12 protein-coding genes and 1 tRNA gene are annotated in these 17,033 nt (G+C 70.6%); 9 read left to right on the top strand and 4 right to left on the bottom strand.

Translation table 11 applies throughout. From position 1 onward, the window contains the following. Positions 1-855, bottom strand: an 855-nt coding sequence (locus VGJ14_18045) for a 5'-3' exonuclease H3TH domain-containing protein (GenBank protein ID HEY2834330.1), incomplete at its 3' end; no start/stop codon positions are given. A 171-nt stretch (positions 856-1,026) separates the two neighbouring features. Between VGJ14_18045 and VGJ14_18050 the strand changes: the two genes are divergently transcribed. The 4 genes from VGJ14_18050 to VGJ14_18065 are packed head-to-tail and all read left to right on the top strand — an operon-like array spanning position 1,027 to position 5,007. Beyond that, positions 1,027-2,307 (top strand): branched-chain amino acid ABC transporter permease, encoded by a 1,281-nt coding sequence (locus VGJ14_18050; GenBank protein ID HEY2834331.1) that lies wholly within the window; start codon positions 1,027-1,029, stop codon positions 2,305-2,307. Positions 2,308-2,311: 4 nt separating this feature from the next. Next, positions 2,312-3,307 carry a branched-chain amino acid ABC transporter permease gene (locus VGJ14_18055; GenBank protein HEY2834332.1) on the top strand — a complete coding sequence of 332 codons (996 nt, stop codon included), beginning with the start codon at positions 2,312-2,314 and terminating at the stop codon, positions 3,305-3,307. Then, the gene (locus tag VGJ14_18060) at positions 3,294-4,286 is read left to right on the top strand and encodes an ABC transporter ATP-binding protein (protein HEY2834333.1); all 993 of its coding nucleotides are present in this window, start codon (positions 3,294-3,296) and stop codon (positions 4,284-4,286) included. The genes VGJ14_18055 and VGJ14_18060 overlap by 14 nt, the downstream gene beginning before the upstream one ends. Continuing rightward, positions 4,273-5,007, top strand: a complete 735-nt coding sequence (locus tag VGJ14_18065) for an ABC transporter ATP-binding protein (GenBank protein ID HEY2834334.1) — start codon at positions 4,273-4,275, stop codon at positions 5,005-5,007. Before VGJ14_18060 ends, VGJ14_18065 begins: the two co-directional genes overlap by 14 nt. A gap of 71 nt (positions 5,008-5,078) precedes the next feature. Here VGJ14_18065 and VGJ14_18070 read toward each other — a convergent pair whose 3' ends face one another. Together VGJ14_18070 and VGJ14_18075 are read right to left on the bottom strand one after the other, a co-directional pair. Then, positions 5,079-6,533, bottom strand: a complete 1,455-nt coding sequence (locus VGJ14_18070) for an ABC transporter substrate-binding protein (protein ID HEY2834335.1) — start codon at positions 6,531-6,533, stop codon at positions 5,079-5,081. A gap of 180 nt (positions 6,534-6,713) precedes the next feature. Next, positions 6,714-7,325, bottom strand: a complete 612-nt coding sequence (locus tag VGJ14_18075) for a response regulator (GenBank protein HEY2834336.1) — start codon at positions 7,323-7,325, stop codon at positions 6,714-6,716. 44 nt (positions 7,326-7,369) lie between these two features. On the opposite strand from VGJ14_18075, the gene VGJ14_18080 reads away from it, so the two are divergent. The 4 genes from VGJ14_18080 (at position 7,370) to VGJ14_18095 (ending at position 12,863) form a co-directional block, all read left to right on the top strand. After that, a tRNA-Leu gene (locus VGJ14_18080) sits at positions 7,370-7,457 on the top strand. 89 nt (positions 7,458-7,546) lie between these two features. Beyond that, complete coding sequence (locus VGJ14_18085) at positions 7,547-9,133, top strand: hypothetical protein (protein HEY2834337.1); 1,587 nt, start codon at positions 7,547-7,549, stop codon at positions 9,131-9,133. 170 nt (positions 9,134-9,303) lie between these two features. Then, a complete protein-coding gene (locus tag VGJ14_18090) occupies positions 9,304-10,989 on the top strand; it encodes a hypothetical protein (protein HEY2834338.1) in 1,686 nt (561 codons plus the stop codon). A gap of 674 nt (positions 10,990-11,663) precedes the next feature. Beyond that, positions 11,664-12,863 carry a hypothetical protein gene (locus tag VGJ14_18095; GenBank protein HEY2834339.1) on the top strand — a complete coding sequence of 400 codons (1,200 nt, stop codon included), beginning with the start codon at positions 11,664-11,666 and terminating at the stop codon, positions 12,861-12,863. A gap of 5 nt (positions 12,864-12,868) precedes the next feature. Here VGJ14_18095 and VGJ14_18100 read toward each other — a convergent pair whose 3' ends face one another. Further along, positions 12,869-16,606 carry an adenylate/guanylate cyclase domain-containing protein gene (locus tag VGJ14_18100; GenBank protein HEY2834340.1) on the bottom strand — a complete coding sequence of 1,246 codons (3,738 nt, stop codon included), beginning with the start codon at positions 16,604-16,606 and terminating at the stop codon, positions 12,869-12,871. A 63-nt stretch (positions 16,607-16,669) separates the two neighbouring features. Here VGJ14_18100 and VGJ14_18105 point away from each other — a divergent pair. Then, on the top strand, positions 16,670-17,033 hold a 364-nt coding region (locus tag VGJ14_18105; protein HEY2834341.1), incomplete at its 3' end, for a metallophosphoesterase.

Genomic DNA, 17,033 nt, shown 5'->3' on the forward strand with positions numbered 1-17,033 from the left:
CTCGCGCAGCACGCGGAACTGCAGGGTGTCGAACACCGCGTGCACCTCGTCGCGGTCCCAGGCACGCAGCTTCAGGTCGTCCGGCCCGAGGTCCAGCGGTACGTCCCGACGCAGCTCGGTGAGCTGCCGGTTGAGCAGCACCGCGGACAGGTGCGCCCGTAACGCGTCGCCGGCCTTGCCCTTCACCTCGTCGACCCGCAGGGTCAGCTCCGCCAGGGAGCCGAACTCGCGGACCCACTTGGCCGCGGTCTTCTCCCCCACACCCGGGATCGAGGGCAGGTTGTCCGAGGGATCCCCGCGCAGCGCGGCGAAATCCGGGTACTGAGTCGGCGTCAGGTCATAGCGTTCCTGCACCGCTGCCGGGTCCATCCGGGATAGCTCGGAGACCCCACGCTTGGGGTACAGCACCGTGACGTTGTCCGAGACCAACTGGAAGGCGTCCCGGTCACCGCTGAGGATCAGCACCTGGTAACCGGCCGCCTCGGCGGCCACCGCCAGCGTGGCGATCACGTCGTCGGCCTCGTAGCCGTCCACCGCGAGCACCGGCACCCGCAACGCGTCGAGCACCTCCCGGATCAGCGAGACCTGGGGGCGGAAATCGTCCGGCGTGGAGGTGCGGTTGGCCTTGTACTGCGGGAACGCCTCGGAGCGGAACGTGGCCCGGGAGACGTCGAAACACACCGCCATGTGCGTGGGCGCCTCGTCGCGCAACGTGTTGATCAGCATCGAGGTGAAGCCGTACACGGCGTTGGTCGGCGCCCCGGTGGTGGTGGAGAAATTCTCCACGGGCAGCGCGTAGAAGGCGCGGTAGGCCAGCGAGTGCCCGTCCAGCAGCAATAACCGCCCAGCCTCCACGGGCGCGATACTAGGCGCCGGCCCCGACAGCGCCCGCCGACGGCCGGATCTCGATGCCGCAAACCTCCGCCTGTTGTCGCCCGTTGGCGCCCGGCCGCAGCTAAAGTCCGCGATCAAGGACGTTTTCTTGATCGCGGATGCAGTCGCCGACGGCATGGGGAGGCCGGTCAGGTGCTTCGCAGGACCGCCGCTGTGCTGGTGACGCTTGTCGCGGCGCTGCTGGCCCTCGCGACGCTCGGTGCGGGCCGGGCGATGGCCGCCAACGAGGACGTGCACGGCCGGTTGGTCGACGACGGCAAGCCGATCGCCAACGTCCGCATCGTGGTGACCACGACCGACGACAAACCGATCGGCGACGTGCGCACCGGTGCCGACGGTAGTTGGGCCGTGCCGTTGCCCGGCGGGGGCACGTACAAGATCAGCCTGGACACCAGCTCCCTGCCCGCCGGGGAGAAGCTGCAGGATCCGAGCCTGGCCACGGTGACCAAGCAGGTCATCTCCGACCAGCAGAAGCCGCAGCTGTTCCTGCTCAGTGGGTCCGGCACGGCCAAGGTCTTCCACGACAGCACCAACCGCACCGCGCAGCTGATCGCCGAGGGATTGCGCTTCGGGCTGATCCTTTCGCTGGCCGCAGTCGGCCTGTCGCTGATTTACGGCACCACCGGTCTGGTCAACTTCGCCCACGGCGAGTTGGTCACCTACGGCGCGCTGATCGCCTTCTGGCTCAACGTGACGCACGGCATCCAGTTGATCGGCGCCGCCGCGCTGGCGGTGGCCATCTGCGGGGCCACCGGATGGGCGCAGGACGCCCTGTTCTGGGGACAGTTGCGCAAACGCGGCACCGGGCTGCTGGCCATGATGATCGCCTCGATCGGCCTGGCCCTGCTGGTCCGCTACATCTTCCTGTACTTCTACGGCGGCGATAACGACGCCTACACCGACTACCGCGGCCAGGTGGCGGTCAAGCCCGGCCCGCTGCCCATTGCGCTGGCCCCGCGCGACTACTGGAGCATGGGCGTCGCCGTGCTGGCCCTGATCGTGGTGATCGTGGCGCTGGCCCGCACCAAGCTGGGCAAGGCAACCCGCGCGGTCGCGGACAACCCAGCGTTGGCCGCGGCATCCGGCATTGACGTCAACCGGGTCATCCGCACCGTGTGGACGGTCGGCGGCGCGTTGGCCGGCTTGTCCGGGATCCTGCTCGGGCTGGCCCAGCAGGTGCAATTCCAGATGGGTCAGAACATCCTGCTGCTGATTTTCGCCGCGGTCACCCTGGGCGGGTTGGGCACCGCGTTCGGCGCGGTGCTGGGCAGTTTGGTGATCGGCATTGGCATCCAGCTCTCCACGCTGTGGGTGTCCCCCGAGCTGAAGAACGTCGGCGCGCTGGGCGCGCTCATCGTGATCCTGCTGGTGCGCCCGCAGGGCATCCTGGGCCTGCGCGAACGGATCGGGTGAGGACATGGACTGGAGCAGCATCCTCACCAACTCCCTCGAGGCCACCGTCGGCATCGACGCGGTGTACTTCGCGCTGGCCGCGATCGGGCTCAACGTGCACTTCGGCTACGCGGGCCTGCTGAACTTCGGCCAGTCCGCGTTCCTGGCCATGGGCGCCTACGGCCTCGCGGTATCGGTGGCCACCTACGGCCTGCCGTTCTGGGCGGGCATCGCGATCGGCCTGGGCCTGTCCGTGGTGCTGGCCATCCTGCTGGGCATCCCCACGCTGCGCCTGCGCGCGGACTATCTGGCCATCGTCACCATCGCCGCGGCGGAGATCATCCGGCTGATCGCCCGCTCGGTGTCGCTGGAGGACAAGCTCGGCGGCACCGATGGCTTGCAGCAGTTCTCCGCCGGGTTCTTCACGATGAACCCGTACCCGGACACCCACCGCTACGGCATCGGGTCGGTGGACTTCGACGCCCGCGAGTTCTGGGTGATCTCCGTCGGCTGGGCGTTGGTCGTGCTGTCCTGTCTGGTGGTCTGGCTGCTCATGCGTAGTCCCTGGGGCCGGGTGCTCAAAGCCATCCGCGAGGACGAGGACGCCGTGCGCAGCCTCGGCAAGAACGTCTACGCCTACAAGATGCAGGCCCTGGTGATAGGTGGCTTGATCGGCTCGCTGGGCGGGTTCGTCGCGGCGCTGGGCAAGGGCTCGGTGCAGCCGGACCTGTACGGCACCGAGACCACGTTCCTCGCCTACGTGGTGCTGATCCTCGGCGGCGCCGCGCGGGTGCTCGGGCCGGTGGTCGGCGCGATGATCCTGTGGACGCTGCTCGCGTTCAGCGACAACGCGCTGCGCCAGGCCGTCGGCACCGGGCACATCTCCACCTCGATCCTGCAGAGCACCCAGGTCGGTGAGGTGCGCTTCATGCTGGTCGGCCTCGGGTTGGTGCTGCTCGTGGTGTTCCGACCGCAGGGGATCTTCGGGGACAAGAAGGAGATCGCTCTTGACGCCCGATGACCTGCCCGCTGTCCCGCACGTGCGGTCGGACCCGCATGCGGTGGCCATGGACGCGTTGTCCGGCACCGCGGCCGAACCCGGTTCGCGCAAGCCCGACCCGATCCTGGTGGCCGACTCGGTGGTGCGTCAGTTCGGCGGTCTGACCGCGGTGAACGTCGCGCACCTGGAGGTGCAGCGCAACTCGATCACCGCGCTGATCGGGCCCAACGGCGCGGGCAAGACCACGCTGTTCAACCTGCTCACCGGGTTCGACCGGGCCGAGGCCGGCGCCTGGACCTTCGAGAAGCGGGTGATCAGCGGCCTGCCGCCGCACCGGGTGGCCCGGGCCGGCATGGTGCGCACCTTCCAACTGACCAAGGCCCTGGCCAAGCTCACCGTGCTGGACAACATGCGCCTCGGTGCGGGTGGGCAGCGCGGCGAATCGCTGTGGGCGGCCATGGCCAGTCCGCTGTGGCGGCGTCAGGAAACCGCGATCACCGCCCGCGCGATGAGCCTGCTGGACCGGTTCAACCTGGCCCGGGTGGCCCACGACCACGCGGGCACCCTGTCCGGTGGGCAACGCAAGCTGCTGGAGATGGCCCGCGCTCTGATGACCTCCCCGCGCCTGGTCATGCTCGACGAACCGATGGCCGGGGTGAACCCCGCACTCGCGCAGAGCCTGCTCGACCACGTGCGCGCGCTGCGCGACGAGGGCATGACCGTGGTCTTTGTCGAACACGACATGGACGTGGTCCGGCACATCGCGGACTGGGCCATCGTGATGGCCGCGGGCAGCATCGTCGCCGAGGGCCCACCCGCCACGGTCATGGCCGACGAGCGCGTGATCGACGCCTACCTGGGCGCACACCACGACGCCCCGCTGTCCATCGAGGAAGAGGAGGAGCGGTTGGCCGCGGCCGAGGAGATCATGGTCGCCGAGGCCGAGGCGCCCTTGGTCAGCGACATGCCCGAGGAGGGGTCGTCCGGTGGAGGTAGCTGACGGCGCGCTGCTGCGCGCACAGGGCATCGTCGCGGGCTACCTGCCCGAAGTGAACATCCTCAACGGCACCGATCTGCACGCCGCCGAGGGCGAATTGGTCGCCATCATCGGACCGAACGGTGCGGGCAAGTCCACATTGCTCAAGGCGTTGTTCGGGCTGGTGCCGGTGCGCGAGGGGACGGTGACGCTGCGCGGGGAGGACATCACCGGGCTGCCCGCGAACAAACTGGTGAAGCGCGGCGTGGGTTTCGTGCCCCAGACCAACAACGTGTTCCCCAGCCTGACCATCGAGGAAAACCTGCAGATGGGCGTCTACCTGAGTCCACGTCAGTTCAAGTCGCGGTTCGCGCACGTCAGCGAGTTGTTCCCGGCGCTGGCCGCCCGCCGCAAGCAGCGCGCGGGGTCGCTGTCCGGCGGGGAGCGGCAAATGGTGGCGATGGCCCGGGCCCTGATGCCCTCCCCCAGCGTGTTGCTGCTCGATGAACCCTCCGCCGGACTTTCGCCCGCCCTGCAGGACGAGGTGTTCATCCGCACCAAGCGCATTCAGCGCACCGGGGTGACCGTGGTGATGGTCGAGCAGAACGCCCGGCGCTGCCTGCAGATCTGCGACCGCGGCTACGTGCTGGACAACGGCCGCAACGCGCACACCGGCACCGGCAAGTCGTTGATCAACGACCCGAAGGTGATCGAGCTGTACCTCGGCACTCTGGCCCGCGCCTGAGTCGCCCCAACCAGCTTGCGTCCGAAGAAGTGTGGGTGCGCGGACACTGTTCTTCGGACGCTACGGGGCAACTACTGCGAGCTGGACGTCGACGTGGCCGACGGGGAGGCGGTGGAGCTGCCGGTGTCGTCGGATCCGTACTCGTCGGAGTCGCTGGTCGCCGACGGCGAGGCCGACGGCGAGGACGACGGCGACGGCGAGGAGGTGCTGGTCGAGCTGGACGAGCCGGTGCTGCTGGTTGTCGAGCCAGTACCGCTGACCGGACCGGAGACGAACTTCAGCGGCTTGTACTGGTTGTCCGGGCCGAACTGGTAGATGCCCATGGAGGCCTGGCTCGGGTCACCGTTGGCGTCGAACTCGATCGGGCCGGACTGGCCGTCGTAGTCGACGTCGGTGCCGGCCTTGATCAGCGCGTCGCAGTCCTTGAAGGACGTGCACTTGGTGCCGCTCTCGCTGACGTCCTGTAGGTGCTTGGCGATGTCCACGCCGTTGTCGCTCTTGGCCTCCTCGGCCGCCAGCGCGGCCAGGGTGACCGCGTCATAGGCCTCACCTGCGTAGGAGTAGTCCTTCAGGTTCGGGTCGAACTGCTTGAGGCGGTTCTGGAAGTCCGTGGTCGGCTTGGAGCCGGGGATGGTGCCCTTGATGCCCTCCAGCGCGCCGGCCTTCACCGCGATGGTGTTCGACATGTTGCCGTCGACCATGTACAGCTTCTTGCCCGAGGAACTCAACGGGAGCAGCCCCTCCTTGATCATCTCGTCGAGGATCTTGGCGGACTCGTCGAACCCGATCAGCGCGATCGCGTCGGGGTTGGCGGCCTTGATCCGACCGACCTCGGCGGAGAACTCGCTGGCGGTCGGGTCGTAGATGATCTTCTCCTTGACCGTGCCGCCGCCGTCGGTGAAGGCCTTGGCGGCCTGGTCGGCCAGGCTGGTGCCGTAGGCGTCCTGCAGGGCGAGGATGCCGAGGGTCTGGGCGCCGTCGTCCAGCGCGGTCTCGCCGACCACCCGACCCTGGTAGATGTCCGAGGGCGCGGTGCGCCAGTACAGACCGTGGTCCGGGTAGGTGGACAGCGTGGTCGAGGTGTTGGAACCGGAGACCTGCAGCACGCCGGAGCCGGTGATCTTGTCGATGACGGTCAGCGTCACCGAGGACGAGGCGGCGCCGATGATCGCGTCGACGTTCTCGTTCAGCAGCCGGTTGACCGACTGCGAGGCGATGTCGGTCTTGGTGTCACCGGAGTCGGACTCGACGAGCTCGACCGGCTTGCCGAGCACACCGCCGTTGTCGTTGATGTCCTTCAGCGCCAGCTTCACACCGGCCACCTGAGGCGGGCCGAGGATCTGCAGGTTGCCCGTTTCCGGGAGCAGGGTGCCCAGCTTCAGCGTGCCGTCACCGGTGTGCGTCACGGTGGACGGCGTGGAACTCGGCTGCGCGCTGTTGCTCTTGCCGCCGCCGCACGCGGTCAGCGTGAGGCCGGCCGCGGCGATGATCGCCAAGGTCCGGGCCGCGGGAATGGCACGTGCCATGAGGTCGATCTCCTTCAGGGATGGAGGTCGGGGCAGCCGTGGAAAGAACCGGCGCGAGATGCCCGCAGTTGATTCGCCGAACCTAATGGAGTACGCCGGAATACGAGCAAAGCTTTCAGAAGAGTGCGCAACCCGTGGCCGCTTCGTGATCTTCTTCCCCGCGCCGCCGTTCCGCGCAGGTCAGACGCTTGATTCCGTGTTCTTGGTGGAATCTGTAGCTGCGTCTTCAACGATCACTTCTGCGACCTGTTTCATCGTCATCCGACGGTCCATCGAGGCCTTCTGAATCCACCGGAATGCATCGGGTTCACTCATTCCGTACTTGGTCTGCAAAATTCCCTTTGCTCGGTCGACAAGCTTGCGGATCTCCAGCCGTTCGCCCAGTCCGCTGACCTCGTGCTCGAGGGTGACGATCTCCGTGTGGCGAGACAGGGCCATCTCGATCGCGGGCATCAGATCGTTCTTGGTGAACGGCTTGACCAGATAGGCCATGGCGCCGGCGTCCCGGGCGCGGGTGACCAACTCGCGTTGGGAGAAGGCGGTGAGCATGACCACCGCGGCGCCGCGCTTGGCCACGATCTGCTCGGCCGCGGTGATGCCGTCCAGGATCGGCATCTTCACGTCGAGGATGACGAGGTCGGGCTTGTGCTCCTCGACGGCCTCGACCGCGGCCTGCCCGTCGCCGGCCTCGGCGACCACCGTGTAGCCCTCCTCCTCCAGCATCTCCCGAAGGTCCATGCGGATGAGGGCTTCGTCCTCGGCGATCACCACGCGGCGGGCGTTGTCGGTCATGGGTCAACCCTACGGCCGGGTCTCGATACACTGCCTGCGCTCCGGCCGGGGTGGCGGAATGGCAGACGCGGATGGCTCAAACCCATCTGTCCCGAAAAGGACGTGCGGGTTCGAATCCCGCCCCCGGCACCAGCGCGACACGCATCGTGGTTGCACCGCCTGCGACCCCCGACCCGGGAATCTGAACCCGATTCAGACGCCCCAGCCCCGGGAGTGCAGCTATGCGTGCCGTCCTACTCGCCGTCGCGCTGACCGCCGGCGGCGTCTCCGCGGTGTCGGGCCACGCGGCCGTGGTGCCGGTTCAGGACTGCGATCAGTCCGGGACCACAATCACCTGCACGACGTTCAATGAGCCGGAACGCGTGGTGATCCCGGGCAGCGCCAGCGCCGTGCACGTCGAATTGATCGGCGGGGCCGGCGGCGCGGACGGCGCCGGCACGACGGCCGGCGGGCCCGGCGGAATCACCAGTACCGACCTCGATTTGAGCCACGGCCGAACCTTCGACATCTACGTCGGCGAGGACGGCGGGTCGAACGGGCCCAGCTGTCAGGCCGCGGGCGGCGCCGGCGGCCGCAGCGGCGGCATCATGTTGGGCGGCTTCGGCGGCGGTGGCGGTGGTGTCGGGACTTGCGGCGGTGCCGGCGGTGGCGGCGCCACCTGGGTCATGGCCATGGACGGGGTGCCGGGGACCGACACGCCACTGGCGGTGGCGGGCGGTGGTGGGGGCGCCGCCGCCGGCCACGCCGGTGGCCGAGGTGGCGGCAGTCCGGATTCTTCCGGCGACACCGGGAGCCGTAACGGTCAGGGCTCGGCCAACCAGGGCAAGCGCGGCGACAGCCGGACGGGCACCACCATCACGGGCAGCGACGGGACGGCGTGCGACAACCCTGCCTGCAACGGTGCCGGCGGCGGCGGGGCCGGTTACCCACGCGGTGGTGGTGGCGGCGGGTCCAACCCGGGCGGCGCCGGTGCGGGCGACGCCGGTGGTGGCGGCGGCTGCGGCTTTGTGCCCGGAACCCCGCCGGCCTGCCCGGGCGGCCTCGTCGAAATCGCGGCCCACCACAAGCGGCGTCCCCACTTCCGGGCGACGGCCATCGGTGGCTCGGTGACGTTCACCCTGACCTTCGCCCAACCCGGTGGCGGCGCCACGCCGGGCACGCCGGGCACACCCAGCGACACCGGCGCGGCCCCGGAGCCGGATGGGCACCACGGCGGCAACGACCCGAACCCGAACACCAACCCGACACAGCCGACTGCCTCGGAGACCAGCCGCACGGCGACGACAAGCTGCAACCCCCGCGTCGGCGTGTGCACCGTACGCCCACCCGCCGGGTCGGACAGCCGGTTCGCCGTCACCGCCCGCGGGGGCAACAGTCGCGCACTGCTGTTCGGCACCCTGATGGGCGGGTCCAGACCGAACTGCCCCAACTACAAAGAGATCAACACCGACTGGGTGGCCTTCGGCTTTCGCAACGAACTGGCCGGATCCAGCTGGCAGAAGACCGCCAAGCTGACCACCCGTCACAAGCTGTCGCCCGACGGCGCCGTCGCGCTGTCGAGGAAGATGCAGGTCTGCTTCGAGGCCCCGTACCGCTTCGAAACCAGGCCCGGCTACGAGCTCGGGGGCCGCAACGGCGTCTTCGATGGGGTACTCCCCGACTGCCCAGCCGTCGCCGGCCCCGCCGTACGCGGCACGGCCCGGCCCTGCGTGGCCTCCCGTCAGGTCCTGCCCCGTAAGGGCGGCTGGGTGGTCCGGTTCATCTTCCGGGTGCCGGCCAACAGCCGTGACCCCAAGGCATTGGGCTGATCGACCGGCCGGTCGCTTATCAATACCCGGCGCCGATTGTCCGAAGAACGTGCGGGTTCGGCTCCCCCCTCGGCGCGAACACCCGCGACACGCTCGCGCGGGTCCACGGCGCGCGCGGCAAGGTGCGGGACTCTGACTAAGGCTCAGCCGTCGCGACACCGGAGCACATGATGCCCTCCATCCGAACCCTGCTGCGTATCCGGGCCGTGCCGCCGGCGCTGGCCCTCACCCTGACCACCGCAGGTGTGGTGACATTCGCGCCGCGAGCGGGCGCCGACGGGGTGTGCACGACCAACGCAGGGCTCACCACCTGCGTGTTCCGCACCGCGGCAGGTGCGCAGCCGTTCCTCGTGCCGCCCGGGGTCGTCAGCCTCACGGTGAAGGTGGTCGGAGCCGCCGGCGGCAGCGGTAGCGGCGACACCACGGGCGGGGGTGGCGGCACCACCACCGGCACGCTCACTGTCACGCCGACCAGCACGCTGGACGTCTACGTCGGCGGAGGGGGTGGGAACGCCCCGGCACCGCCGAGTGAGGCTCCCGCTCCTTCGGTGCACACGCTGCGTGCCACGTGCACCGCAGTGACAGGCGGCAGTGCCGGCATCGGCGGCGGTGGATCCGGGGGCAGCGGCTGCGCGGGTGGTGGCGGCGGCGGCGGTGGCGGCAGTTTCGTGATGACCCACGGTTCGGCGCCGGGCACGCCGGACCAAACGCTGGCCGCGGCCGGCGGGGGCGGCGGCGGGGCCGGTCAGGGGGCCAGTCTCGAGGTGGTGACCCGGGGATTCGCCACGTCGAGCGTGGACGGGCGCACCGTGCCGGCCGCGGCCCACCGGATCAGCGCGAACCCGAACGACGGTGGCGCGGGCGGCTACGTCAGCGGCGGAACCAACCACCCCGGCGGGAACGGCGGCGGCTCCTACGGCGGACACAGCGGGGACACCGGCGGCGGGGCCGGCGGGGCCGGCGCCACCGCCGGCAGCGCCGGCGTGGGCGGCAACGGCGCGAACGCGAGCTACGGCAACGCCGGTGGTGGCGGTGGCGGTGGTGGGTATGTCGGCGGCGGTGGTGGCGGGAAGAACTCCGGCGGGGGCGGCGGCTGCGGGTTCCTGCAGGGCGTGCCGACGTCGTGCACGGCCCCCGACAGCGACGAGTCGGTGGCCCGCCCGTACCGGGCGACCGCCACCGGCGCGGACGGCGAGGTCGACCTCAGCTATCCCACGCCGCCAACGAATCCCCCGCCGAACCCGAACCGCCCCGGCAACCCTCCCAATGACGAGTTCCCCGGCTTCCCGCCCGACGGGGGCGGCGGGAACAACAACACCCCGTCCAACGTGAGCTGCCACTCCGGTGCCGAGTGCACTGCGTTCGCCGGGCCCGGCGCAGACGCGGCGTACAGCATCACCGCCCACGGGGGCTCCGGGAAGGCGCGGCTGTTCGCCAAGTTGAACAGCGGGCGGCGGCCGGACTGCCCCAACTATCGGGAGACCGTGCACGACTTCGTGCGCTTCGGGTTCCGCAACGCCGACGACGGTCGCACGTGGCGCAAGACGGGGCGACTGACGGTGCTGCACCGGATGTCGCACGACGAGGCACTCGCCCTGCTGCACGAGATTCAGATCTGCTTCGCGGCCCCGTACACGTTCGTGCCGCGGCGCGGGTGGCATCTGGTCCACCTGCACGGCGACTGGATCGGCATCCTCCCCGAGTGCGGAACCTACCTCGACCGTTACGCCGCGCTGAACCATCTTGCTGCGCCGTGTGTCTCGCAGCGACGACTACTGCGTTGGCACGACGACTGGGCGGTGCGGGTGGTGTTCCGGGTGCCGGAGGGCCGACAGGACCCCAAGGCATTGGGCTGATCGACCGGCCGGTCGCGTATGAAGACCCGGCGCCCAGTGGCAGCCCGACACGCCGCGCGGCGTCCCCGGCGCGCGCCCCGCAGTGCGGGATTCTGACCCGGACTCAGTCGTTGTAGCACCGGGAGTATGCCGTGTCCCCTGCCACCGCCCAGCGTCCGACGTCCTTTCGACGCCACCCGGTCCTGGCTGTCGGGCTCGCGGCCGTGTTGGCGGCGACGGGAGTGGTCGCTTTGGGCGCCCATCGCGCCGCCGCCGATGGGGCGTGTGGCGACGGGACGCAAACCCTCAATGGCAGCCAAATCATCTGCACGTTCGCTCAGCCCGGGCAGAAACACGACTTCCACACACCGCCCGGGTTCGCGTCGGCGCTGGTCGAGATGGTGGGCGGGCGGGGCGGCGCGGGTGCGCAAGACTCAGGTGGCGGAAACGCCGGCACGGCTACCGGCGTCCTGGACGGGTTCGACCCCGAAAGCGGCACTGACCTGGACCTGTACGTAGGCGACCGCGGCGACTCCGCCGAGACCAACAGCTTCGAATGTAGCGGAGGCAGCGGGGAGGACGGGGGAGGTCGCGGCGGGCAAGTGAACGGCGAGGTCGTCGGCGGCACGGGTGGCTCTGCCCCGACAGGATCCGGCGTATGTCCCGCTGGCGGTGGCGGCTCGGGCAGCTATGTCATGGCCGACGGCGACGTTCCCTACGGCAACTACCCGGACATCCCGCTGGCGGTGGCGGGCGGCGGGGGCGGCGGCGGTGGCGGTCTCAACGAGGCCGGCGGACCCGGCGGTGCCTGGACCGGGACCGGCACCGGAAACGGTCACGCCGGTACCCCCAAGGCCGGCAGCACCGCAGGTGGCGGCGGCACCGTCGCGGCCGATGGCGCCGGCGCCGGTGGTGGTTTGGGTGCTGAGGACGGACGTCAAGACCAAGGGGGCGACGGCGCGAACGGCTCGGCCACGTCCTGTCCGGGGTCGGCCGCCAAGTGCAACGCCGGTGGCGGCGGGGGCGCCGGGTACTTCGGCGGTGGCGGCGGCGGCCCCGACGCCGGTGGCGGCGGCGGCAGCAGTTGCGCGCCGTGTCCCATCTTTGCAACCGGCGACGCGGCCCACCACGCCTCGACCCACAAGTCTCCGCCCCGACGGCACGATTTCCACATGACCGCGGTCGGCGACCCGATGATCAGGTTCACCTTCGGTGAGGCGCCGCCGAGCGAAACTCCCGGTCCCCAGGTGCCGGAACCCACCCCCGGACCGGGCGCGCAGCCGCCGACCGGCGGGCACCACAACGGCAATGACCCGAACCCGAACACCAACCCAACGCAGGTCACCGGCAACGAGGTGGGCCGAACCGCGACCGCGAGCTGCAACCCCAGGATCGGGTTCTGCCTCGTGCGGCCACCGGCCGGCCCGGACAGCCGCTTCTCGATTGCCGCCAACGGAGGCGCCAGCAAAGCCACACTGTTCGGCACGCTGATGGGTGGGTCCAAACCCGACTGTCCGAACTACCGGGAAATGAACTCGGACTGGGTGAGCTTCGGCTTCCGCAACGCACTGGCCGGATCCACCTGGCACAAGACGGGGACGCTGACTACCCGTCACAAGCTCTCTTACCAGAAGGCGCTGGCGCTGTCGAAGAAGATACAGATCTGCTTCGAGGCGCAGTACCGGTTCCTCACCCGCGACGGCTACCAACTTGGCGGGCACAACGCAGTCTTCGACGGTGTGCTGCCCGAGTGCGCGGCGATCGCCCCGGCCGAGAAGCGTGCGGCTAGCCCCTGCGTGCAGGAACGCAAGGTCATCCCCCGTAAGGGCGGGTGGGTGGTCCGGTTCGTGTTCCAGGTCCCGGCCAACAGCCGTGACCCGAAGGCGCTCGGCTAGCTCGGCTAGCTCGGCAGCGCAGGTGCAGGTGACAGGCGGGTGATGCCCAACCGGGCGCACAGCTCGTCGCGTTCCGCCTGCACCGCCGGGTCGGTGTCGCCGTCCTGCACGAGCAGATCCAACGCAATGGCGATGTCGTAGGGGTATTCGTCGGCCCGCGCGGCCGCGACGGAGGCGAGCAGGCCGGCGCGCCGCTCGGCAGCGCTCGGCGCCACCAGTGCGGCGCAACGCCGCAGCAGTGCTTCGGCGCCGGTGTCGCGGGTCCGCAGCTTGTCGATGCGGATCTGCGCCGCGGCGACGTCGCCGGCGTAGGCGAGCGCCTCGGCCAGGTAGGTCTCGGCCACCACCGCGTCGTCCAGGCCGTGTGCGGCCAGCTCGCTGACCGCCGCCTCCAGTTGGGCAACGCCCTCGGCAAATCGGCCGGCCCGCGCGGCCGCGCGGCCCAACAACATGCGGGCGAAGCCGACGCCGCCGCTGTTGCCCGCCGCCCGCCAGATGCGCAGCGCCTCCCCCAGGGCTGCGGCGCCACCCGCCCAGTCGCCCTGATCGGCCAGCACCTCCCCGACGTTGGCCCGGGAGGTGGCCAGCACCTCCTCGTCACCGATCCGCTCGGCCAACTCCCCGCACTCGCGGTACAGCCGGACCGCATCGTCCCAGCGGCCCTCCCAGTAGGCGAACATGCCCATGTTGTTGAGCACGTGGGAGGCGTCCTCCCACTCCCCCAACCGCTCGTAAATCTCCAGCGCCCGCGCGGAATGGGTGGCCTCGGCGCGCCGGCCGAGGGTGACCAGCGCCCAGTCCAGCAGGAAGGCGGCGTGTGCCGCGGCCCGCGCGGCGAGTTCGTCGGTGCGCGGGCCGACCAGTTCCAGGGACTGCTCGCACAACCGGGCGGCCTCGCGGCGGCGCCCCTGATCCATCCGGCTGGACGCCTCCGCCGCCAACAGCCGCGCCCGCCAGGCCACCGCCGCCGAACCGGCCACCTCGTCCACCGTGCGGAACCCGCGTCGGGCCCACCGCACGCCCGCCGCCGGATGTCCCGCCCGTTGTGCCAATCGGGACTGACGATGAATCAGTTGTGCCTGACGCAGGGGATCCGCCCCCGCCGCACGACGTGCCTCGCGGTAGGCACGCTCCGCACCGGCGCCCTCCGCGGCCAACCGCAGCGCATCGCCGAGGCCCTCCCAGACCAGCGACAACTCGGCGGACGCCACCTTCACCTCCCGCCCGGAGTCAAGCGCGTCGCGATACAGGTCGGCTGCGTCGGCCGGAGCGCCGCTGGCCACCGCCCGCTCCGCCGCCGCGCGGGCCAGCGGGTAGGCGCGATCGGGCATGTCGGCGAGGCGGTAGTGACCGGCCAGCACGCCGGGATCGGGGGCGCCCGCGGGGCCGTCCTCCAACGCCTCGGCCACCGCGGCGTGCAACGCCCGTCGTTGCGCGTAGGGCACACAGGCGTAGGCGGCCTCGTGCACCGCGGTGCGGGAGAACCGCAACCGGCCGTCCGGGGCCTGTTCGATCAGCTCGCCGAGCGCGGCCCAGGCATCCTCGGGGACATCCAGCACCCTGGCCCCCAGCTCCGGCGGGAAGGCCGCGCCCAATACGCTGCTGCGCCGTATCAGGTCCCGCTCGTCGGGCGGCAGCGCATCGATCTGGGCCAGCGCGGCGGCCGCCGCCGAATCCGGCAGCTCGCCGGTGCCGGCCGCCAGCAGGTCCAGCAGGAACTGCGGATTGCCGCCGGAGCGCGCCACCGCTACCGCGATCACGTGTGGGGGTAACGGGGCCACGTCGGTCGCGGCATGGGCCAGGGCACGCGTGTCCGCCGCGGACAACGGGCCCAGCGGTACCCGCTCCACCTCTGTCCACGCCTCCACGGACAGCCGGCTGGGACCGGGGCGGCGCAGCAGCAGCACCAGCCACCGGCTGCGGCCCAGCTCCGCCGTCACCGCCTCGAGCAGTCCGGCCGAGGCCTGGTCGATGGCGTGCGCGGCGTCGACCTCGATCAGCATGGGGGCGTCCAGCAACGGCTGCAGCACGCTCAGCACAACCTCGTGCAGCCGGGAGGTGCGGAACTGCGGCAGCAGGTCGCGGGTTGCGTCGGTGGGCTCGATGTCGATCCCGGCGGCCTCGGCGATCAGGGGCAGCCAATCGGTCAGGTCGGCTGCGGCGCACCGTTCCCGCAGCACCTCGAGCACCTGCTCCGGGCCGTCCTCGGCCGCACAGCCGAGCAGGGCGGGCAGCAGGTCGTGCCACAGGCCGAACGGCACCGCGCCCAGCTGTGCCTCGCAGACCGCACGGACGCGCGTCATGCCCTCGGCGGTGATCTCGTCCACCAACCGGGACTTGCCGGTGCCCGCCTCACCGACCACGTCCACCGCGCCGCCGTGGCCGTCGACCGCTGCCGCCACGGCCTTGCCGAGCACCGCGAGCTGATCGTCGCGGCCCACCAGGGGTAACCGGCTGTCGTCGGTGGTCAACCCGCGCTTGCGCAACGGCGGACCCACCGACCAGGCCTGCACCGGTTTCGCCTTGCCCTTGGCCGCGAACGGTTCCAGCTTTTCCGTCTGGAACTTGGTGGTGGAGCGCTCCAGAATCCCGGCGGTCGCCCACAGTTCCCCGATGCGGCTCTTGCCCATGATCCGGGCCGCCAGGTTCGTGGTGTCGCCCATGACGGTGTAGGCCCTCCGGTAGTGCGGGCCGATCTCGCCGGTGAACACCGGGCCGCGGTTGACCCCGATGCGGATCGGCAATCGCCTTTCTCCGTCGAGGATCTGCCGCAGCGCCAGTAGCATGCGCTCCTCATCCTCGCCGACCACCCGGGGGACGCCGGCGGTGAACAGCAGCTTCCCACCGTCGGCGTCGATGTCGGAGTCCAGGAAGCAGATCTCCCACTTGTCCGCGGCCCGCTGCGCGTCGGTCACCAACTCAGCGACGGCCGCCGCGGTGGCGTCGAGGCCCTCGGTGGCGATCATGTCGTTGGTGCCCTTGAACTGCAGGAAGGCCACGCACGCGCGGCGGTGCTCGGGCTGGGCCCGGCCGGCCATCACGTGGGCGCGCACCGCGGTGGACAACACCCGGCGGATGAGTTCCTCGGGTGGACGCCGCAACTCCTCCATCAGCGCCACGTCGCTGTCCATCGGCGCGGCCCGCAGCAGGAACGCGTTCCCCACCGGCGCCCCCACACACCGCGCCGGGATCGCCGTCGCGGTCGCGGCACTGATCACGATCTGGCCGTTGTCCGCGATCGCCTCGGTGTCCACCGTGCCCTTGGCGCCGGGTCCGAGCACCATGTGCTCCAGGTGCGACTCGCCGACCAAAAAGAAGTGGAACTCGTCGGAATGCACCCCGACGGTCATCCGCAGGGTGCCACGCACGCCGGCCACTTCGATCCGGCCGACGGTGCGGAGCCGTTCCCGCATCCCGAACGCCGACCGGCAGGCGCGTTCGGCGTGCCGCTCGCCCTCGAAGAACAACAGCAGGGCGTCGCCACCGAACTTGATCAGGCTGCCGCCGTTGTCGTAGGCCACCCGCAGCAGGTGTTCGAAGACCCCGTTGACGGTGTTCACGAGCAGTTCGGCACCCTCGGGACCGCGTCGCTGCAGTCGCTCGGAGAGCTTGGTGAAGCCGGACAGGTCGGCGAACAACATGCTGCCGGGCACCGTTCGCACCGGGCGGAACGGCTCGGTCGCCAGGTGGCGAAGCACCCCGCGCGGTACGTACTCATCGAAGGTACGGTGGGTCGTCGCCACGGTTGACGGTATCGCCCGGACGGGGCCACACCGCACCCGAGAGTCCTACTGCCGAGGACGCCGATGAGCCTGCTGTTGGTCTCCGACCTGCATTACACGCTGCGCCAGTTCGATTGGCTGCTCACCCGCGCCGCCGAGCACGACGCATTGGTGTTCGGCGGTGACCTGCTCTCGGTGGCCGCGCCGGTCGCGCCGGAGGCGCAGATCGCCGCCGTGCGGGCGACCCTGCGCCGGTTGGCCGCGACCACCCGGGTGATCGTGTGCTCGGGCAACCATGACCTGAACGCGCTCAACGCGGCCGGGGAGAAGACCGCGGACTGGCTGGCCGAACTCGCCGACGCGGGCGTGGTGACGGACGGTCAGTCCAGCCGGGTGGGCGGCACGCTGATCACCGTGCTGCCCTGGTGGGACGGGCCGGTGGCCCGCG

It is taken from the genome of Sporichthyaceae bacterium (genome assembly GCA_036493475.1).
Taxonomy (GTDB): domain Bacteria; phylum Actinomycetota; class Actinomycetes; order Sporichthyales; family Sporichthyaceae; genus DASQPJ01.

Coding starts and splice junctions, on each gene's coding strand:
- VGJ14_18090 (HEY2834338.1), top strand. CDS start 9,304: ATGCCCTCCATCCGAACCCTGCTGCGTATCCGGGCCGTGCCGCCGGCG.
- VGJ14_18070 (HEY2834335.1), bottom strand. CDS start 6,533: ATGGCACGTGCCATTCCCGCGGCCCGGACCTTGGCGATCATCGCCGCG.
- VGJ14_18055 (HEY2834332.1), top strand. CDS start 2,312: ATGGACTGGAGCAGCATCCTCACCAACTCCCTCGAGGCCACCGTCGGC.
- VGJ14_18075 (HEY2834336.1), bottom strand. CDS start 7,325: ATGACCGACAACGCCCGCCGCGTGGTGATCGCCGAGGACGAAGCCCTC.
- VGJ14_18085 (HEY2834337.1), top strand. CDS start 7,547: ATGCGTGCCGTCCTACTCGCCGTCGCGCTGACCGCCGGCGGCGTCTCC.
- VGJ14_18095 (HEY2834339.1), top strand. CDS start 11,664: ATGGCCGACGGCGACGTTCCCTACGGCAACTACCCGGACATCCCGCTG.